This window comes from Microbacterium sp. NPDC064978 (assembly GCF_044543605.1).
Lineage (GTDB): Bacteria > Actinomycetota > Actinomycetes > Actinomycetales > Microbacteriaceae > Microbacterium > Microbacterium meiriae.
In genome coordinates this window covers 99,439-117,615 of sequence record NZ_JBITWF010000002.1, presented here as the reverse complement: position 1 = coordinate 117,615, position 18,177 = coordinate 99,439, and the positions used below count along the sequence as shown (strand labels likewise).

Annotated in this window: 22 protein-coding genes and 3 tRNA genes; 11 read left to right on the top strand and 14 right to left on the bottom strand. The window is 68.5% G+C overall.

Features of this window, described 5'->3' with window-relative positions; translation table 11 throughout:
* Positions 1-69 precede the first annotated feature (69 nt).
* Positions 70-1,353, top strand: coding sequence for a low temperature requirement protein A (locus ACIGJI_RS07570; RefSeq protein ID WP_396667022.1), 1,284 nt, complete (start codon positions 70-72; stop codon positions 1,351-1,353).
* Here the strand turns inward: ACIGJI_RS07570 and ACIGJI_RS07565 are convergent.
* The gene (locus ACIGJI_RS07565) at positions 1,271-1,885 is read right to left on the bottom strand and encodes a TetR/AcrR family transcriptional regulator (RefSeq protein WP_187663198.1); all 615 of its coding nucleotides are present in this window, start codon (positions 1,883-1,885) and stop codon (positions 1,271-1,273) included. The two genes, ACIGJI_RS07570 and ACIGJI_RS07565, sit on opposite strands and share 83 nt — an antisense overlap.
* A 367-nt stretch (positions 1,886-2,252) precedes the next feature.
* Here ACIGJI_RS07565 and ACIGJI_RS07560 point away from each other — a divergent pair, with 367 nt between their 5' ends.
* The 3 genes from ACIGJI_RS07560 to ACIGJI_RS07550 all read left to right on the top strand — a co-directional run bounded on the left by ACIGJI_RS07560 (position 2,253) and on the right by ACIGJI_RS07550 (position 4,902).
* Complete coding sequence (locus tag ACIGJI_RS07560) at positions 2,253-3,209, top strand: intradiol ring-cleavage dioxygenase (protein ID WP_280564743.1); 957 nt, start codon at positions 2,253-2,255, stop codon at positions 3,207-3,209.
* 195 nt (positions 3,210-3,404) lie between these two features.
* Complete coding sequence (locus tag ACIGJI_RS07555; RefSeq protein WP_187663200.1) at positions 3,405-3,683, top strand: hypothetical protein; 279 nt, start codon at positions 3,405-3,407, stop codon at positions 3,681-3,683.
* A 106-nt stretch (positions 3,684-3,789) separates the two neighbouring features.
* Complete coding sequence (locus tag ACIGJI_RS07550) at positions 3,790-4,902, top strand: fatty acid desaturase family protein (RefSeq protein ID WP_396667024.1); 1,113 nt, start codon at positions 3,790-3,792, stop codon at positions 4,900-4,902.
* Between the two features lie 64 nt (positions 4,903-4,966).
* Here ACIGJI_RS07550 and ACIGJI_RS07545 read toward each other — a convergent pair whose 3' ends face one another.
* The 3 genes from ACIGJI_RS07545 to ACIGJI_RS07535 all read right to left on the bottom strand — a co-directional run bounded on the left by ACIGJI_RS07545 (position 4,967) and on the right by ACIGJI_RS07535 (position 7,432).
* Positions 4,967-6,364, bottom strand: a complete 1,398-nt coding sequence (locus ACIGJI_RS07545) for a cell division initiation protein (protein WP_363444762.1) — start codon at positions 6,362-6,364, stop codon at positions 4,967-4,969.
* A 108-nt stretch (positions 6,365-6,472) separates the two neighbouring features.
* Positions 6,473-7,090, bottom strand: coding sequence for a hypothetical protein (locus ACIGJI_RS07540; protein ID WP_363444760.1), 618 nt, complete (start codon positions 7,088-7,090; stop codon positions 6,473-6,475).
* Positions 7,091-7,126: 36 nt separating this feature from the next.
* On the bottom strand, positions 7,127-7,432 hold the full coding sequence (locus ACIGJI_RS07535; RefSeq protein WP_280564750.1) for a hypothetical protein: 306 nt from the start codon (positions 7,430-7,432) through the stop codon (positions 7,127-7,129).
* A gap of 166 nt (positions 7,433-7,598) precedes the next feature.
* Between ACIGJI_RS07535 and ACIGJI_RS07530 the strand changes: the two genes are divergently transcribed.
* Both ACIGJI_RS07530 and ACIGJI_RS07525 read left to right on the top strand, forming a co-directional pair.
* Positions 7,599-8,924, top strand: coding sequence for a VCBS repeat domain-containing M23 family metallopeptidase (locus ACIGJI_RS07530; protein ID WP_363444758.1), 1,326 nt, complete (start codon positions 7,599-7,601; stop codon positions 8,922-8,924).
* A 43-nt stretch (positions 8,925-8,967) separates the two neighbouring features.
* A complete protein-coding gene (locus ACIGJI_RS07525) occupies positions 8,968-9,813 on the top strand; it encodes a transposase (protein WP_363444756.1) in 846 nt (281 codons plus the stop codon).
* Between the two features lie 3 nt (positions 9,814-9,816).
* Here ACIGJI_RS07525 and ACIGJI_RS07520 read toward each other — a convergent pair whose 3' ends face one another.
* Positions 9,817-10,254, bottom strand: a complete 438-nt coding sequence (locus tag ACIGJI_RS07520) for a hypothetical protein (RefSeq protein ID WP_363444754.1) — start codon at positions 10,252-10,254, stop codon at positions 9,817-9,819.
* Positions 10,255-10,361: 107 nt separating this feature from the next.
* On the opposite strand from ACIGJI_RS07520, the gene ACIGJI_RS07515 reads away from it, so the two are divergent.
* The 4 genes from ACIGJI_RS07515 (at position 10,362) to ACIGJI_RS07500 (ending at position 13,434) form a co-directional block, all read left to right on the top strand.
* Complete coding sequence (locus ACIGJI_RS07515; protein WP_363444752.1) at positions 10,362-11,105, top strand: phosphotransferase; 744 nt, start codon at positions 10,362-10,364, stop codon at positions 11,103-11,105.
* Positions 11,106-11,140: 35 nt separating this feature from the next.
* Positions 11,141-12,196, top strand: a complete 1,056-nt coding sequence (locus tag ACIGJI_RS07510) for an alpha/beta hydrolase (protein WP_363444750.1) — start codon at positions 11,141-11,143, stop codon at positions 12,194-12,196.
* Between the two features lie 117 nt (positions 12,197-12,313).
* Positions 12,314-12,895 carry a hypothetical protein gene (locus ACIGJI_RS07505; RefSeq protein ID WP_363444748.1) on the top strand — a complete coding sequence of 194 codons (582 nt, stop codon included), beginning with the start codon at positions 12,314-12,316 and terminating at the stop codon, positions 12,893-12,895.
* The gene (locus ACIGJI_RS07500) at positions 12,895-13,434 is read left to right on the top strand and encodes an RNA polymerase sigma factor (RefSeq protein WP_363444746.1); all 540 of its coding nucleotides are present in this window, start codon (positions 12,895-12,897) and stop codon (positions 13,432-13,434) included. Before ACIGJI_RS07505 ends, ACIGJI_RS07500 begins: the two co-directional genes overlap by 1 nt.
* 62 nt (positions 13,435-13,496) lie before the next feature.
* Here ACIGJI_RS07500 and ACIGJI_RS07495 read toward each other — a convergent pair whose 3' ends face one another.
* From ACIGJI_RS07495 to ACIGJI_RS07475, 5 genes are all read right to left on the bottom strand, one after another.
* Entirely contained in the window at positions 13,497-13,826 is a 330-nt protein-coding gene (locus tag ACIGJI_RS07495; protein ID WP_363444744.1) for a hypothetical protein, read from the bottom strand.
* A 53-nt stretch (positions 13,827-13,879) separates the two neighbouring features.
* Complete coding sequence (locus ACIGJI_RS07490; RefSeq protein WP_363444742.1) at positions 13,880-14,068, bottom strand: hypothetical protein; 189 nt, start codon at positions 14,066-14,068, stop codon at positions 13,880-13,882.
* 208 nt (positions 14,069-14,276) lie between these two features.
* Positions 14,277-14,849: a PIN domain-containing protein gene (locus tag ACIGJI_RS07485; RefSeq protein ID WP_363444740.1), complete on the bottom strand. Its 573-nt coding sequence runs from the start codon at positions 14,847-14,849 to the stop codon at positions 14,277-14,279.
* 2 nt (positions 14,850-14,851) lie between these two features.
* Positions 14,852-15,358 (bottom strand): excisionase family DNA-binding protein, encoded by a 507-nt coding sequence (locus ACIGJI_RS07480; protein ID WP_363444738.1) that lies wholly within the window; start codon positions 15,356-15,358, stop codon positions 14,852-14,854.
* Positions 15,359-15,475: 117 nt separating this feature from the next.
* Positions 15,476-16,153: a DUF4839 domain-containing protein gene (locus ACIGJI_RS07475; RefSeq protein WP_363444736.1), complete on the bottom strand. Its 678-nt coding sequence runs from the start codon at positions 16,151-16,153 to the stop codon at positions 15,476-15,478.
* Positions 16,154-16,391: 238 nt separating this feature from the next.
* On the opposite strand from ACIGJI_RS07475, the gene ACIGJI_RS07470 reads away from it, so the two are divergent.
* Positions 16,392-17,072, top strand: coding sequence for an SHOCT domain-containing protein (locus tag ACIGJI_RS07470; protein WP_363444734.1), 681 nt, complete (start codon positions 16,392-16,394; stop codon positions 17,070-17,072).
* Positions 17,073-17,365: 293 nt separating this feature from the next.
* Here ACIGJI_RS07470 and ACIGJI_RS07465 read toward each other — a convergent pair whose 3' ends face one another.
* The 4 genes from ACIGJI_RS07465 to ACIGJI_RS07450 form a co-directional block, all read right to left on the bottom strand.
* A complete protein-coding gene (locus tag ACIGJI_RS07465) occupies positions 17,366-17,683 on the bottom strand; it encodes a GIY-YIG nuclease family protein (protein WP_363444732.1) in 318 nt (105 codons plus the stop codon).
* Between the two features lie 84 nt (positions 17,684-17,767).
* Positions 17,768-17,840: transfer RNA gene (locus ACIGJI_RS07460), tRNA-Phe, on the bottom strand.
* Positions 17,841-17,908: 68 nt separating this feature from the next.
* Positions 17,909-17,982, bottom strand: a tRNA-Asp gene (locus ACIGJI_RS07455).
* A gap of 31 nt (positions 17,983-18,013) precedes the next feature.
* A tRNA-Glu gene (locus tag ACIGJI_RS07450) sits at positions 18,014-18,086 on the bottom strand.
* Positions 18,087-18,177 lie beyond the last annotated feature (91 nt).

Sequence of the window (18,177 nt, the reverse complement as noted above, 5' to 3'; positions counted from 1 at the left end):
CCCGAGGGTGAGTGAAAACCCGTTCCGGAATACCGCATGCGAGGGTGCACCCGGAGCTAGTCTGTCGCGGTGACCGCGCACCCGACATCGAGTCCTCGCTTCCGTCTGCAGCCCATGCGGCCGCGCGACCCCGGACAGCCGCATCGGGCCGCGAGTCCGCTGGAGCTCTTCTTCGACCTCGTCTTCGTGGTGGCGGTGAGCATCGCCTCGGCGCAGCTGCATCACGCGCTGAGCCACGGCGACTTCCTCCACGGGATCACCTCCTACGCGATGCTCTTCTTCGCGATCTGGTGGGCGTGGATGAACTTCACCTGGTTCGCGACCTCGTTCGACACGGACGACTGGCCGTACCGGATCGCCACGTTCGTCCAGATGGCGGGCGTCCTCATCCTCGCCGCCGGGATCCCCGGGGCCTTCGAGGAGGGCGACTTCACGCTCCCCGTGGTGGGCTACGTCGTCATGCGGATCGCGGTGGTGGCGCAGTGGCTGCGCGCCTCGCGGAACGAGGGCCCGCTCCGGCGCGTCGCTCTGCGGTACGCCCTCGGCATCGCCGTCGTGCAGGTGCTGTGGCTTCTGTTCCTGCTGATCCCGTCCGGCCCCATGCAACTCGCGGCCTTCGTCGTCTTCGCGCTCATCGAGATCGCGGTCCCGGTGTTCGCCGAGCGCCGGCACCAGACACCCTGGCATCCGCACCACATCACGGAGCGCTACGGTCTGTTCACTCTCATCGTGCTCGGCGAGAGCCTCCTCGCCTCCGCCAACGCGATCATCGACGCGCTGGACGAGGTGGAGGCCCTGGGTCCGCTCCTGGCCATCTCGGCCCTCGCCTTCGTCGTGACGGCGGCGTTGTGGTGGATCTACTTCTGGCCGCCCCACCACCGGGCCATCACCACTCTCGGCCGTTCGCTGCGCTACGGCTACACGCACTACTTCGTCTTCGCGGCGGCCGCGGCCTTCTCCGCCGGCATCGAGGTGGAGCTGGACGTGATGACGGGGGAGAGCCATCTCGCTCCCGTGGCGGCCACCTTCACGGTGTCCATCCCGATCGCGGTGTTCCTCATCGGGATCTGGTGGGTCGCCATCCGCGACAATGCCGACCGCGTCGTCAACACGGTCATCCCCGTGGGGGGCGCTGCTCGTCCTGCTCGACCCGTTCGTGCCCGTGCCGGTGGCGCTGACGGCAGCGGTCATGGTGGGGATCGTGGCGGTGCTGGTGATGCGGCCGCCGATTCCCCGCGGCGCCGCGGCGACGGACGCCTGAGCGCCGCGGTCAGACGCTGGCGGCGAACAGGTCCAGGCATTCGACGCGCAGGCGCGCGATCGCCTCGGTGTCACCGCGGAGGTGACGGATGAGGGCGTGCTGCATCATGCCGTCCGTCAGCGCATACGCGAAGAGCGGCGTGAAGCGGCAGGGCCGACCGCGCAGCTCGGAGTAGCGCTCGACCACGCGCCAGATGGCCTCCTGCAGGTCCGCCTCGACCTCCGCGATCGTGTCGCCGAAGCCGGACTCGAACAGCGATTGATTGCGGAGGTCGTACCAGAGCCGGTGCAGGCGGGCGTCGTCGTGCACGCTCCTGGCGAGTTCCTCCGCGGCGCCGGCCGCCAGGTCCTCCGCGGTCTCCGCCTCCTCCATGACGGCGAGGTAGCGGTCACCGAGCCCGCCCTTGGAGATCCGCACGGCCTCCGCGATGAGGTCGTTCTTGTCGGTGAAGTAGTAGTGCAGGGCTCCGTGCGAGAGCTCCGAATGCTGGGCGATCTCGCGGAGTCCCGTCCTGGCGAACCCGCGCTCGGCGATCGCCTCCAGCGCCGCTTCGGCCAGCGCTCGCCGGCGGATCGCGAACTTGTCCACCCCTGCGCGTTCCGCCCGCTTGGTCGCCGTCGTCATGCTGTGCCCCCGGTCTCGTCCCCTTCGGGATCGGTGCGGGCAATGCTATGGCATTCTCGCGGATCTGGACAGACGTCCAGGAAAAACTTGACAGGTGCCAAGCTGCGTGTTGCACTGGATGCGCCACGGCCGCGCATGTCCCCTGCATGCCGGCCGTCTTCGTGGCCGCGCGAGCGATTCCCCCATCGCCCCGGCCCTGCGTTGTCCGCCGAGTTCTTCGAGCGCCAGCGCTGCAGAGCGGAGCGATGTCCCCGCATCCTCCGCTCTGCTCCCGCTTCTAGGCTCCTCATCGGTCGCGCATAGCTCCCTGATTGTTCACTCGTCGAGCATCGGGGGCAACGCCGCCCACGCTCGAGAGGAGCACATCATGAGCCGAATCCCCGAACCGACGTCGACGCCGCAGGGGCCCATGTACGAAGGACGACCGCTGGATCGCGCGGACGAAGAGGTGGTCGACCAGGGCGTCGCCTTCGATCTCCGGACGCTGATGAGCCGCCGCGGGCTCCTGATCGGCGGCGGCCTCGGCCTCGGCGCCGTCGTCCTCGCCGCCTGCGCTCCGACAGCCACCGGCTCGTCGTCGACGACCGCCACGCCCACGCCCAGCGCCGGCGCCACCGCATCGGACTCCGCGATCACGGAGATCCCGGATGAGACCGCCGGCCCCTACCCGGGCGACGGCTCGAACGGTCCCGACGTCCTCGACGAGGCGGGGATCATCCGCCAGGACATCCGCTCGTCCATCGACGGCGGTGCCACCGCGGACGGGGTCCCGCTCTCGTTCGAGTTGCAGATCCTCGACCTCGCGAACGGAGGGGTGCCGTTCGCGGGCGTCGCCGTGTACGCCTGGCACTGCAACGCCCAGGGGGAGTACTCGCTCTACTCGTCGGGGCTCGAGGACGTCTCCTATCTCCGAGGGGTGCAGGTCGCTGACGGCGACGGCAGGGTCTCCTTCACGTCCGTGTTCCCCGGGTGCTATTCGGGGCGGTGGCCCCACATCCACTTCGAGGTCTACCCGGACGCGGCATCGATCACCGAAGCATCGAACGCGATCGCGACATCCCAGCTCGCGCTGCCCGAAGACGCCTGCGGAGCGGTCTACGCGGAGACGGCATACGCCGGATCGGCGGACAACCTGGCACGGATCACGCTGACCTCCGACAACGTCTTCAGCGACGACGGCGGGGCATCGCAACTCGCGACGACGACGGGGAGCGTCGCCGGCGGCTACACGGCGACGCTCGTGATCGGCGTCGACACCACGACCGCCCCGAGCGCCGGTTCCGCACCGGGCGGGAGCGGGAGCGGACGCCCGCCGGGAAGTTGAGGTCGTCGGAGCGTGGTTCCGTGGATCTGCTAGACTGATCGTGCAACGTGTGCGTTTCGCCCCCTCTCGGCCGCCTCGTCGCCACTGATCAGGGCCATCCACGGACCACGCACATCGACGCGCGCGGAATCCGCCCTCGGTCTCTTCACGTGCGGAGCGCGACAGCGCGCCCGCCCCACAGCAATGAGCATGAGCATGAGCACCACCACCATCCCTCCGTCCACCCCTCTCACCTGGAAGCAGGCCGACGTCGACGTGCACGTCGCCACCCGGAACGGCGAATTCGCCGGATTCGTCGAGTTCGACGGATCCGCGCACCGACTGCGCGACGAGCGTGGCACCGATCTCGGATCCTTCCCCTCCCTCGACGACGCCTTCCGTGCGCTCGCCGAGGCGAACGAGCCGAAGCGCGCCGCGGCGTCGCCGACTCGCCCGCGCCCCCGCCGTCGGCGCATGCGGCGGGCGCGAGCCTGACTCGTATGCCGGCTCGCGTATGCGGGCGCGGTTAGTGTGGCCACAGCGATCGGCATCCGCCCTTGGCTACCTCAGCTCAAGGGCTCCCGATCGGCAGGAGAGCATCATCTCCCTTTCACCCTCCCCGTCCGTCACCGCCACTCTGGGGCCCGTCCGTCAGACCTATGCCGGCAACGCGGACTTCCCGCCGCTCGCCCGGGCCTACCGGGACGTGCAGCAGGTCGTGAAGGAGACCGGGCTCCTGCAGCGGACGCCCGTGTTCTACTCGCTCGTCGGCGCCGCGCTGGTCGTCGCCTTCGCCGGTTGCGTCGCCGGATTCCTGCTCCTCGGTGACAGCTGGTTCCAGCTGCTCATCGCCGCCGCCCTGGGCATCGTCTTCACGCAGGTCGCGTTCCTCGCCCATGAGGCCGCGCACCGCCAGATCCTCTCCACAGGACCGGCGAACTTCCGCCTGGCCCGCGTGCTCGCCGGCATCATCGGCATGAGCTACCACTGGTGGGATTCCAAGCACACCCGCCACCACGGCAACCCGAACCAGGTCGGCAAGGACCCTGACATCCAGGTCGACACCATCTCCTTCCTGGAGGAGGATGCGGCACAGTCGCGTGGCATCGTCCGGCTCATCACGCGGAAGCAGGGCTGGCTCTTCTTCCCCCTTCTGACGCTGGAGGGGCTCAACCTGCACTTCCTGGGTCTGAAGCACCTGATGACGCGCAAGAACGTGAAGGGTCGCTGGATCGAGCTCGGACTCATCGTGCTGCGGTTCGCCGTCCTCCTCGTGCCGCTGTTCCTCCTGCTGCCCGTCGGCATGGCCTTCGCGTTCCTGGGTGTGCAGCTCGCGGTCTTCGGCGTCTACATGGGCGCATCCTTCGCCCCCAACCACAAGGGCATGCCGGTCATCGCGCCGGACGCCAAGCTCGACTTCTTCTCGAAGCAGGTGCGCACGTCGCGCAACATCCGCGGCGGATGGTGGGTCACCGGGCTCATGGGCGGCCTCAATCACCAGGTGGAGCACCACCTCTTCCCGAACATGTCGCGGCTGCACCTGTCGAAGGCTCGCGGCATCGTGCGCGACTACTGCGCCGCCAACGGCATCCCGTACACGGAGACGAGTCTCGGGCGCTCGTACGCGATCGTCATCGCCTACCTGAACCGGGTGGGCCTGGCGGCGCGCGACCCGTTCGACTGCCCCGCGGCGGCACAGCTCCGTCGCGCCTGACGCACACGGAGACGACGAAGGGGCGAGCAGACAGCTGCTCGCCCCTTCGTCGTATCCGCGCGGATCAGCGCTTCGAGTCGTCCGTCTCGACGACGTCGATCGTGATCTTCTCCAGCGGACGGTCGTCGTCGAGCTCGTCGTCGAGGACCTCGTCTCCGCGGAAGCTCTCGACGGACGCCTCGACGTCGTCCTCGTTCTCGTCGTCCTCGTCGATCGTGGCCTCGGTCACCGCGATCTCCGTGGGGAGGCTGTCGTCGCTGAAGATGCCGTCGGGCCGGATGAGCTCGCGCACCTCGGCCATGAAGCTGGTGAGCTGCTGCTGCTGCCACCGCAGCTGACGGGCTCGGTCCTCGGCGTCGCGGAGGACGGTGGAGGTGTGGCCGGTCACCGCATCGACGATCTTCTGCGACTTCACGCGGGCACGCTCGAGGATGTCCCGCGCACGGACCTGTGCGTCGGCCTCGATCGCCTGCGCCTGCGAGCGCATGAGCTTCTCGTAGCCGTCGGCCTTCGCGGAGATGCGCTGGGCGTGCTCCAGCGAGGCCGTCACCTGCTCGTTGGCGTCGGTCGTGATGCGCTCGGCGTGGGCGACGGCCTGGTTGTGGAGGACCAGGAACTCCTGCTGCGCGTCGTCCTGCCGGCGGGTGAGGGTCTCCTCGAACTCCAGCACGCGGGCGTTCATCTCGCGTACCTCGCGCTCGGCGTCGGCCCGCAGCTGGGTGGTCTCGCGCGTGACGAGGGAACGCAGCGCGGCGGCCCCCTTCTCGGCCTCGGTGCGGATCGCCGTGGCCTCCTGCGACGCCTGGCTGACCTTCTCCGCGGCGTGTGCGGCCTCGCGCTCGATGCGCGCCTCATGGGCCGTGTACTCGGTCTCCATCTTCAGTCGCACCTGGTCGGCGTCGCGCTGAGCCTGGGAGATGATGCGCTCGGCATCCGCCTCGGCCTCGGCGCGCTGCGCGGCGACTTCTTCGCGGGCAGAGGTCATCAGGCGGTCGGCCTGCACGGCGGCGTTCTGGATGAGGACGTTCGCCTGCTCCTCGGCCACCCGCAGGATCGCCTCGAACTGCTGGCGAGACGGCGCTTCCTCACCGTCGGCCTGCGGCATGTCGACGAGCTCGGAGGTGAGCGTCGCCACCTGCTGCTCCGCGTCCGAGGCCTTGGCGTTCGCCGCGGCGAGCTCGGCCTCGAGGGCCTCCCGTGCCTCTCGCTCCTCGGCCTTGACCGCTTCGACCGACTCGGCCTCGCGGGCCTTCGCCTCGGCCACCTCATCGGCCGCCTGCTGGAGCTGGGCCCGCATCGATGCGAGCGCGGCGTCGACCTCGCCCTTGTCGTAGCCGCGGAATCCGATGGTGAATGCGGCCGAGGTTGAGGACGACGTGTCGCGGGGATTCGTCTCGATCAGCTGATCGAAGAAGTCCGGCGACCGCTCGTCGTCGCGGGGAGTGCCCGAGGATTCGCTCATGGGTTCAAGCCTTTCTGGCGTGTCCGCGACACGAAGCGGACTTCGTTTCCGTGGACGGGATCGCAAGCACGGAGGAGGAGGCCTCCGGCATGCGCCACGATCGGGTCGTCATCCGAGTCCCTGCGGGGCGCGGCGCGCGTCTAGCCTAATTGCGTCGCCTGAGAATCGTGACCCCCATCTGCGGGGGCCGGTGAACGCTGATCGGGCCTGGCGGAACCAGCGCGCGTTGCGGTCGTCGAGCACCGGGCCCCGCTCGAACACGGAGACGGGTCCGTCGGCCACCTTGATCTGACGGGTAGCGGCCTCCGCGGCCACCAGGGCCCGCAGCTCCCGCCACAGCGGCGCGGTCTGCGGGAAGCCGAGGTACTCGCGGAAGGTCTCGACGCGCAACAGCGTTCCCTCGGGACTCGGAACCAGTCGCGCGACCGTGTCGTCCGGTTCCACGAAGCGGATGCCCAATACGTCGTCGGGGAGCAGAGAGAAGGTCGTGCCGCGGTCCGCGATGACCGTGCGCACGATCTCGGCCGCGGCTGCGGGGGAGTCGCGGACGACCAGCGTGGCGCCGAGATCGGCGAGGATCTCCTCCGTGCGGGCGGCGGTGTACCGATCGCCCGCACGCTGTCCCGCGGACGACGCGCTGCGCCGCACCCACCCCCGCAGGAACGCCGCTCCGACGATGAGGCCGAGGATGATCACGAAGAGAGCCGGGATCACTGCGCTGTCCACGGGCAGCGCCCCTTCCGTACCGGACGTCGGAGCGCGTCAGCGCGGGTCGGTGAGGTGGTCCAGGTGAAGATCGCCGGAGGCGTTGAGAGCCTGCACGATCTGCTGGATGCGGTGCGGGTCCACCGTCGGCGGCTCCGCGTCGTCGAAGCCGAACTGCAGGGGGATGGCGGGGTGGATCCACACGCTCGCCCGCCGGTCGATGCCGCCCTCGAGAGGCCGCCACGTCATCATGAAGCTCTCCTGTCGGCGCAGCTTCGTGGCGATGACGATCTTCAGATGCGCGAGCGTCTCATCGTCGATGAGGATCGGATCCGAGTGCCCGTCGTACCGGAGTCTTCCCATGATGCTGACGGTACACCCCTCCGGGGTCTCACCCCGTCCGGGGCGCGAGAGCAGCGGAACGGGAGCGAAGGGGGTGGCGTTCGCGTCGCCGGACGCCCGCCCTTGGTACGGTGACCGCGGAGGACACCACGTCCCCTGGGGCCGCCGAGCAAGAGAGAACTTCGAGATGAAGCGCACGTCCCGCTTGCGTCTTGGTCGCATCGGGATCGTCGCCGTGCTCGCGATCGTGCTGGGATCCCTGGTGCCGGCCCTCACCACGACCGGCTCCGCGGTCGCCGCTTCCGACGGCTACATGGTCTATCCGGCCTCGGGCAACATCCAGTCGAAGGTCGGAGACGGCTGCCTCGGCAACTATCGCGCGCACGACGGCATCGACATCTCCCGGAACGGCGGGACACCGATCCTGGCGGCGTACGACGGTGTGATCAAGAGCCGCACGTCGAACGGCGGCTACGGCAACTACGTCGATGTGCAGCACCCGGGCGGCTACGTCACCCGGTACGCCCACATGGCGGCATCCGGCTGGTACGCACCGGGCACGAAGGTCCTGCGCGGGCAGCAGATCGGTGTCGTCGGGAACACCGGCAACTCCGCCGCCTACCACCTGCACTTCGAGGTGTGGCTGAACGGCAAGGTCTACTCCCAGATCAACCAGGGTTTCACCTGCCTGTCGAACGTCACGCGAGGTGGGACGATCCCGCTGTTCTTCCCCGGTCTCGGAGCCAGCGATTCGGCGGGGATCGACACCGCTGACTTCACCGGTAACGGAAAGGCCGATCTTCTCGTCGTCGCGGGCAACGGGGACCTCCGGCTGCGGGCGGGGAACGGGCGCAGCGGCCTCGCCGGCCCGACCACGCTGTTCGGAGGCGGGTGGGGGAACTCCCGACGGCACATCACCCACTCGGACTTCAACGGAGACGGCCATGCGGACATCCTCGTGGCGCGCTCCGACGGCGCCCTGGAGTTCTACGCCGGGAACGGTGCCGGCGGCTTCCGCGCAGCGACCACCCCGGGAGCCGGGTGGTACGGAATGCGTCACGTCACATCCGGTGCGGATTTCACCGGGGATGGACGGCAGGACGTCATCGGGGTGTCCCCGACCGGGACCCTCGTGATCTTCCCCGGCAACGGGGCGGGCGGCTTCCGCACTCCGAACGTCACCGTGGGCAACGGCTGGGAGGGTTTCCACTACCTCGTCGCCGGAGACTTCGACGGCGACGGACGGGGTGACCTCATCGGGGTCGCCGGTGATGGCGTGCTGAGGCTCTACACCGGCGCGTCGGGCCTGCGTACCTGGCGTCAGGCCGGGACTGGGTGGCAGGAGATCACCGAGGTCACCGGCGGCGCGGACTACAACGGGGACGGCCGCGCAGACCTCGTCGCGCGCACGGCCGCAGGACAGCTCTATCTCTATCCGGGAAACGGCGCCGGAGGGTTCGGTACCAGGATCCTCATGGCCTCGGATGCGGCGGACTACCTCGCGATCGAATAGCCCCGTCGCGTGAACGTCCCCCGCCGACGCGTATCGTGGGCGCATGGCCGCTCCGACCCTCGATGACATCGCGGCGGCGCTCTACGCCGGGCCGCCCGAGGAGTTCACGGCCGCCCGGAATGCGCGGGCGAAAGACCTCGACGATCGCGCGCTCGCCGCGGAGGTGAAGGCGCTGCGCAAGCCGGCAGTGGCTGCTTGGGTCGTCAACGTCTTCGCGCAGGAGCGTGCCGCGCAGCTCGGGGAGGCCCTGGCGCTGGCGGCGGAGCTGCGCGAGGCGCAGGCGGATCTGGACGCTGCGGCGTTGGCGAAGCTCGGCCGGGAGCGGCGCGCGCTGACCCGGCGGCTCGCCGAGACCGCCGCGGACCTCGCGGGCTCCCGCGGAGAACGAGTGACGGCGGCGACGCGGGATGCGGTCGAGCAGACGATCTCCGCGGCGTTCTTCGACCCGGACGCGGCGGCCGCCGTGGCGTCCGGACGTCTCGTGCGGACGTTGGAACCTTCGGGCACGGCGGACGACATCCGCGACGCGGTGGCCGGAACGCTCCCCGCACTGCAGCCCCAACCCCCGCGTCCACCGGACGAACTGCAGGAGCGCCGGAAGCGCCGGGACGCGGAACGTCAGGTGGCTGCCGCGGAGAAGGACCTCGCGGCGGCGGAGCGCGCCCTCGCGAAGGAGGACGAGGCGGTGCAGGCGCTGCACGACCGCGCCGAGGAGCTGGCCGACGGGATCGCCGAGCTGGAAGCGCAGCTGGAGCAGCTGCGTCAGGAGGCCGACCGCGTCGACCGCGACCGTCCCGCCGCGGAGAAGAGGCGCACCGCGGCCGTGGAGAAGAAGAACACCGCTGCCGAGGCCGTGCAGGCGGCGCGCGAGGCCCTCGACGACTTCTGAGCGTCAGCGTCGGGCGGCGGTCTTCTCCTCGTCGGAGTTCGGCGTCCATCCGAACCAGCCGTCGTCGGACGGGATGACGCTCCAGTCGCCGCAGACGAAGACGGTGCTCGCCTCGTACGCGGAGGGGGCGTCGTCCAGAGTCCAGGTCGGGGCGGAGGTCCGCTGCGTCTCCACGCAGTCCTCCGGCAGTTTGGCCGTGCTCGCCAACAGGAGGACGGCGTCGTCGGCGTCCTCGATCGTCGACGTCCGGAGCGTGAGCGTGGTCGCGTCGTCCGGAACCCAGTCCGCATCGACCGGCGCGTCCGCGCGGAAGGCGTCGACGTCATCGAACGTCCTGGTCGACTGCTTGTGCACGAGACCCTCCACGGCGGCGCATCCGCCGAGCAGTAGGGTGCCACCGAGGAGCAGGGCGGCAGCGGGGAGGAGGGTGCGTCGTGTCATGATTCCACTCTGCTCACGGGCGCGGCGAACGGCGTCCGTCGGGGGAGGTATCCCTCGTCATCATCGGGAGTGATCTCTCCCGGAGGTGCCTCCGATAGCCTCGGAGGATGCGGGAGGAAGTCCTCGAGGGCGGCAACGCGAGCGGACCCGTCGTGCGGGTCGGGGACACCGTCCGGAAGGCGTGGACGGCCGCGACTCCGCACGTGATCGCCTATGTGCAGGCGATGCGGGACCGCGGAGTGGATGCGCCCGAGCCGCGCGGTAGAGACACGCAGGGGCGGCAGATCATCGAGTTCGTCCCCGGCACGCTCGCGATGGACTCCGCACCGCTCTCCGCCGCCGAGCTGGGCCGCGTGGGCGGGATGGTCCGGCGGATCCATGACGTGTCGGCGCGCCATGTCCCCGCCACCGATGCGGTCTGGGAACCTCCCCTGTCAGCGCCGGCGCAGGAGCTCATCTGCCACAACGACCTGGCGCCGTGGAACCTGATGCTCGGCGACCGCTGGGTCTTCATCGACTGGGACGGCGCCGCCCCGAGCACCCGGTCCTGGGACCTCGCCTTCTCCGCGCAGACGTTCGCGCTTCCGGATCCGGCCCGCGACCCGCAGCGCTCCGCCGACGACCTGGCGGCCTTCGTCGACGGATACGGTGCCGACGAGGAGCTGCGCGCGGAGCTTCCGGACATGATGCGCCAGCGCACGCAGGCGATGCTCGATCTGCTGCGCTCGTCCGCGGAGGCGGGACGCGAGCCGTGGGGGACGATGTACCGCACGGGTCACGGGGCGCACTGGAAGGCGGTGCTCGACTACGTCACCGCGCATCGGGATATGTGGCAGCGCGCGCTCGGGTGACGTTCCGCCGGTGTGATTCTCCTATGGTGATCGACATGAGTGACGACCTCGGCCGCGCAGTGATCGCGGATCTCTGCCGGATCCCGAACCCGGAGTCGATCGACAGGACGGCGTACGTCGACCTCGGCGGTGTCTCCCAGTTCGTCTCGATCCGCGGGCGCAGCACACGGAACCCCGTGCTCGTCGTCTGCCATGGCGGCCCGGCCCTGCCGTCGCTGCCCTCGTCGTGGATCTGGCAACGAGGCGTGGAGGAGTACTTCACGGTCGTCAACTACGACCAGCGCGCGAGCGGCAAGTCCGCGAGCGCGGTGGCTGCGGATCTGGACCTCAGTGTCGACCGGTACGTCGACGATCTCGCGGAGCTGATCGCGTGGCTCCAGCGGGAGCTCGGCGTGCAGAAGGTCGGAGTCCTCGGGCACAGCTGGGGGACGGTCCTCGGTCTCACTCTGGCCCAGCGGCGCCCCGACCTGCTGTGGGCGTATATCGGCGTCGGGCAGGTCATCTCCGGTCCCGAGAACGAGGTGGAGAGCTTCCGCCACGCGATGCGGAGTGCTGTCGCGGACCGGAACGAGCAGGCGATCTCGGAGTTGCAGGCACTGGGGGAGTACCCGGGCGAGCAACCGCTGACCGTCGAGCGCATCGTGACCTGCCGGAGATGGGCGCAGTACTACGGCGGCCTCTCGGCGTATCGCTCCGACTTCGCGTACTTCACCGAGTCCCAGGAGCTGTCCCCGTATTACACGGACGCCGACCTGGAGCTCATCGGCATCGGGCAGCGGGCGACCATGCCCGAGGTGCTGCCGGCCCTGCTCGGCTTCGACGCCCGCGACCAGACCGCGTTCGAGGTGCCGATCCTCCAGTTCCTCGGACGGCACGACTGGACGACGCCCACCGGACCGGTGGCCCGCTGGCTGGAGACCGTGACGGCGCCCGCGACGCACGTCGTCTGGTTCGAGAACTCCGCACACCTGTGCATGTTCGAGGAGCCCGGGAAATTCCTCGTGAGCCTCGTGACCCACGCGCTGCCGCATGCGGTCGCCGCGGGGAACGCGAGGGGGGACGGCTCGACGGACTCACCCGTGCCGACGTAGGTCTGCGGGCCACCCGTCCCGTTCTCCCCTCTCTCCGAACCCAGATTCTGCATCGTCGATGCAACACTTCGGCCAGGACCGGACATGAGTGGTAGTGAACGGATCATCGGAGGAACCATGGACGACACACAGCTCAACCGGCTGCTCACTCCGCACGACAAGTGGGCGGAGTCGCAGGGACTCCTTGACGCGACGTTGGAACGAGTCGTGAGGAACGCGGCAGAGCAGCATGCGCGTCCGCCGCGTCGTCGCCGCGGTGTACGCATCGCCGTCGTGGTCGGCGCCCTCCTGGGCGTGGGGATTCTCGCGACAGCAGCCGCCGTCTACGTTGCCCCGAACTTCACTCCGGACGCCGTCATCCCGATCACGTACGTCACCGACGAGGGCAACGCCGTCGAATGCACGTACTCGCTCGCCGTCACCTCCTGGGACGGCACGAACGTCACCGAGGCCAAACAGTGGATCGCATCCCACGACTGGACGGGCGTCGGCCAGCGGGGATACGACCTCGGCGAGGAGCACCCCCTCTCCGTGGGCGACCCCGACGTGGATCCGACACTCAGCCGAGAGGACCTGGACCAGGCGACTGTTTCCACCGGCATCGTGACCGCGGTTATCGAGGAGATCCCGGCGGAGATGCTCGACGGCGTCGGGGTCGGTACAGCAGGAACGTCGACGTGCACCTGGGTGCGGCACTGATGTCGGGCCGTCCCGACGAGTCCGTCGAAGCTCTGGCCTCGATGCTCAGCGATGAGACGCTGGACCTGCCGCGTCTGATCGAGGAGAGCAAGCGAGCGCTCTTCGCGTACTTCGCACGAAGGGTCGTCTCCACTGACGACGCTGCCGATCTCACCGGTGAGGTGCTGCTCACGATGTGGCGCAAGGTCGACGCAATGCCACGAGCGCCCGTCGAAGCACTGATGTGGGCGTTCGGGATAGCCCGCAACGTGCTCGCCAACCACCGACGTACCGTATCTCGCCGGATGAAACTCAGCGACAGGCTCAGAGGCGAAGCGCTCGTCAGCGGCGATGCTCGTCCCGTGCGCGACGACGTGTGGGACGCGCTCCAAGCACTTCCAGCGGGGGACCGGGAGATCATCCAACTCGTCCACTGGGACGGTTTCTCCCTGGGGGAAGCCGCGACGATCCTCGGGAAGAAGTCGGCGACGGTCCGCAGCAGATACGCGCGTGCGCGAGCAAGGCTTCGGGCCGACCTCACCGTGGAGTCCGACCTCTAGAGGATGCGCCGTACCCCACGACGTGCGGCGATGGGGACCGCAGGGGCGATCCTCCTCAGGGGTCAGAGATGGACTGGGCCGGGGGAGGGGACGGCTGTCGGCAGGCCGCCATCGAGGATCCGCTCGACCATGCTGATAGCGCGATCGCTGAGACCGTCGCCCGGGTAGAAGTCCTCGTAGTGAGCCTCCGCCGCCTCCAACGTGGTGATGCCGCAGAGGGTGAGCAACTGACGAATGTCGTCCACGTCGCGTCCTGGTCGGTTGGCGCGGAGCTTCATGGCGAGAAGCGCGCCCTTCGAGGCGACCTGGATGATGACGTCATCTCGGTCGTAGATCGTCTCCCACTCGACAGTTCGACGCCCGAACGTCGGCACGGAATCCGCGTGCTCCACAGCGAAGTTGAACCAGCCGGCGCTCGACCCTCGCTGATAACGGCATCGAGGTCTCAGACGCTCGTCAGCGCGTCTTGCCAGACAAGGACACCACGGTCGAGGAACTCCGTGGGCACGTCGTCGGGCGCCGGGATCGGATCCGCCGGATCGACGTCCAGGGTTCGGGGTACCTGGACCCTCCTGTTCGGGCCGTCGACCCACGCCGGGGTGGGGAGCCCCTCCTCGCTGAGGCGAAGATCCACGAGCGCTGCCAGGGCGGCATCCCAGACGCGGTCACCGGTCGGCTCGGGTTCCGCGAGGCCGAGAACCCCGCGTACGAGGCCGTGCTCGGCGTTGAGGTTGTCGCTCAGCTGGATGAACTCGCGAAGCGCGCTGTGCTTGTCGCCCGCTCGCAGGTACCCACGTGCCGATCCTGGTCCCGCCGTTTAACGCCGCTCATGGCGACCTCTCTTAGGGGTCGCCATGCAGCTCGGTAGCGACCCGCTGCGCGAAGTTCCGCGCGCCGCTGCGAGCGAGCCGATCAAGCAGCTGGCTGATCTCCACCGGCGGCCGCCGCATTGCGGCAGACTGCTCGGTCACGATTCGGCATGCGGCGGCCGGCGAGAGATCGAACTGGTCCAGGAGGAACTCGTCGGTTCGGATCGCTTCAAGCCCCAACGGCGCGAGCGCCGAGTCCGGGAAGTGCTTCGTATTCTCGGTGACGATGACATCTGCCCGCCCGAGCAGTGCTGCTGCGACGACGTGGGCATCATCGGGGTCGGGCAGCGCGATGCCTGCGGTGAGCGGCTCCCAGCCTTCGACGAGAGCGTCGTCGAAGGCATCGTTCATCGATCGAAACCGGCTACGGAACCTGCTCGGATTGACATCCGGGTGGATGAGTTCGAGGGCGCTGAGCGCTTCGTCGAGAACCTTCTGCGACCAGAGCGGGCGGAACGCCCCGGCATCGGCCATGCGGAGCATCGTGTCGCATGGAGCGAGCGGCACGATCACGCACGCATCGAGGAACGCCGCGAACCGCGCCACCGCTACGACTGCTTCCGAGCCGCGGTCAGTGCCTCCCGGTACGCGTCCGCGTCGACGTCGAGCAGCCCGTCCTCGTCAGCCTGCCGGGTGAGCTCATCGAGGCGGGTACGGCGATCAGCGCGCTTGCGGTCGCGGTATGCGAGCACATCGTGCAGTCGAAGCCTGCGATGCCTGGACTCTCCGAGCCGCTCGAAGGGGAGCTCGTCCTCGTCGAGCAGCCGGAGCAGGGTGCTCCGACTGACACCGAGCAGAGATGCCGCCTGCTGGGTGGTCAGCTGACGATCGATGGGTTCGACGCTGACGGCTTCGCCCCGTTCCATTGCCGAGACGACTTGACGGAGTACGTCGTACGCCGCCATAGGAAGCGGGATCTGCTCGCCATCGGGACCAAGCAGCATCGCCGGCGCAGCGTGGTTCTCCAGGAATCGGGCGAGTTCGAGCATCTCGCTGAGATCCTGGGGCGGATCGACGACAAGCGGGTCCTTCGGGCGTGCGGCTGTGGTGGTCATACGGCTATTATCGCTCAATTCGTTCAAATCGTCCATATCGACCACGCTCGGTGAGGGCGAGACCGTGTCGTCTCCCATGCAGCGACCCACGAAGAACGTCTGAATTGCTGCAGCTCGTCAGCGCACGCGGGTCTCAACCGGCTCCAGCTGGAACAGCAGGTCATTGAACGATCCGACCCGAGCGATCACGTGCACGTTGGTGCCGACGCCGATCGTGTCGGGGACCTCTCCCATCAGGTGCAAGTCGTTCGTGATGTTGACGTCGCGGAACTGGAAGCTCGGGCCGCCGTTCGAGTGAGTCTCGCTGTAGTCGCCGCTCACGATGAGGATGTCGTAGCGGGTCGTGTAGCTCTCGTGCGGGTTCGTCGCCCCGATGGCGCCGTCGAACTCGATCAGCTGGCCGGCGTACTGCGTGGCGAAGGCATCGACGGTCGGACCGTCCTGGGGGCCCGTGAGCAGAGCCGCGAGGTCGGCGTTGTTCTCGACCGTCAGCGGAGCCTCCTCGGCGGGGGTCGTCGCGATAGGTTCCTCGGACTCCGCCGAAGGTTCGCCTTGCGGCGCAATAGCCTCAGAGGTGGGGGTGTCCGCCGGCGACGGGTTGTCACCCTTGTCGCCACTGGTAACGGCAGCCATGATCCCGATTAAGAGGCCGAGGATCACGAGCATGCCGCCGACGATCGCGAGCGGTTTCCACTGGAACGGAGGCTTGGGTCGTCGGAAGGCGAGCTCGGTGCGCAGCTTGCCGGTGGTCTGGGCGACGAGCTCCCAGCCGTCCTTCTCCCATTTGGCGATCATCAGCTTCTCGGTGCCACGTACAGTCTGAACGCTCGTGGTTTGGTACTTCACCGTGTCAGCGGCAGCTGTAGGGCGCGCATTAGCGTTCGTCATCGGGGGCTCCCTCCCAGATCCCGGGAGGACGGCTCACCGCCGGGTCACCGTGAGCCTATCGGGTGCTGTCCGCTTACAGACGAACGCGAGCACACGGATGGCCTCCGCTACTCTCAGCTGAGATGGACCCCACTAAGGAGAAGATATGGGCCTGTTCGACAAGGTGAAGGATGCCGCCTCTCAGGCGGCTCAGGCAGGCATGGACAAGGCGCGCGCCGCGGTTCCTGGTGCGTCGACGGCGGCGCCCGTGACCCCGGCTGAGCCTGCGATGACGACGACCGCAGAGCCGCGGCCGATCATCGAGCTGGAGAGCCACATCGACGGCCGGAATGCGAATGTGCGGCTCTGGGCGGACCGGCTCGAGTGGGAGCGCCCGCGCGGAGTCTCCGGCGGGAAGATCACCGCCGGAGTGCTGACCGGTGGCGTCTCGCTGCTGGCCACCGGCGTGAAGGGCGGCAAGGACGAGCACGACATGGTCCTGCTCAAGCACGTCACGAACGTCACCAGCCGCAAGGACGGGCTGAAGTACTATGCCGTCGACGTGCAGACATCTGCCGGTGCCGCGGTGAACACGATCACCTTCCGAGTCAGCAGGGACGAGGCGGCGCAGTTCCGCTCCGCGATCCTCGGCGCGATGCAGGAGCAGGAGGCGAGGGCCTCGTCCCCTGTGGTCGTTCAGGCGGCGGCGCCTGCCGCTCCCGCGCCGGCCGCCGCTGCGCCGGATCTCACCGCGCAGCTGCAGCAGCTCGCAGCGCTGCGGGATGCCGGCGTGCTGACCGAGGAGGAGTTCGCAGCGAAGAAGGCGGACATCCTCGCGAGGATCTGAGGCGCGAGCTGGAACGACAGGACCGTTCCGGGCGACGATGCCGTGGGCGGTTGTTCGTGGTGGGTGCGGTGGGTCGCCACACCATGCCGCCCCTCGGACGAGGCGCCCGCCGAGGGGGGAGTTATTCGGCAGACGCCTCGTCAGCTCGTGGCACCGTGATGCGCGGCCCCCGCTACGTCGTGCTTTGGCCCGAGCAGGTCAAGGATGCGCCTCGAAGCGGTGTCGCGAGATGCTCACCATCCGGAATCGAGGATCTGTGGCCGAAGGCCAATAGGTGGAGAAGTCTCGGCGCCTCATGACCTTATCGCCATCGTCGAGGGCGTAGTTGGCGAAGCGTTCGGGCGGGCGAGGCTGCGGGGCACGGCGTGAAGATCGAGCGTCTGGCGCAGGAGAGCGGCGAAGGAGCGCCTGACGGTCGACCCGCCGGCGCGGGGTGCGGACCTCGGGTTCGTGAGGAAGTGAGCGTTCAGATCACGGAACGCCAGGCTCTTCTCGGCCTTGCCGACGTAGAGCGGCGCATCCGACGACGGCTCGAGCAGGAGATCCTGCCACCCCTGGTCTTCGCCGTAGATGGCATAGAGTCCCGGAGCGGCATGAGGTGTCGGGCTCATCGAGCTTCAGCGCTGGCAAAGCAAAACCCCCGCCATGTAGAAGCTAGGCGAGGGTTTCTGGGCTGATTGTAATGATCAGCCGTGTGGCTCCGACCGGCATCGATCCGGTGACCTTTCGATTTTCAGTCGAACGCTCTACCAACTGAGCTACAGAGCCGCGCGGCGATGATGCTGCCGCGTCCTAGACGAAGAGCCCTCTCCGAAGAAAGAGCTCGTCGCACGGAGCGACCCTGACGGGACTTGAACCCGCGACCTCCGCCGTGACAGGGCGGCACGCTAACCAACTGCGCTACAGGGCCATACTGGTGTTTTCAATTGTATCGGATGGAGTGACCCCAACGGGATTCGAACCCGTGCTACCGCCGTGAAAGGGCGGCGTCCTAGGCCGCTAAACGATGGGGCCGAGTCAGTCCCGGGGGACTTCCTTGCCGACGCTCAAGCATAAGGGATCATTCGGGCAAATCGCGAATCGAGGCCGGAACCCGCTTCCCCCG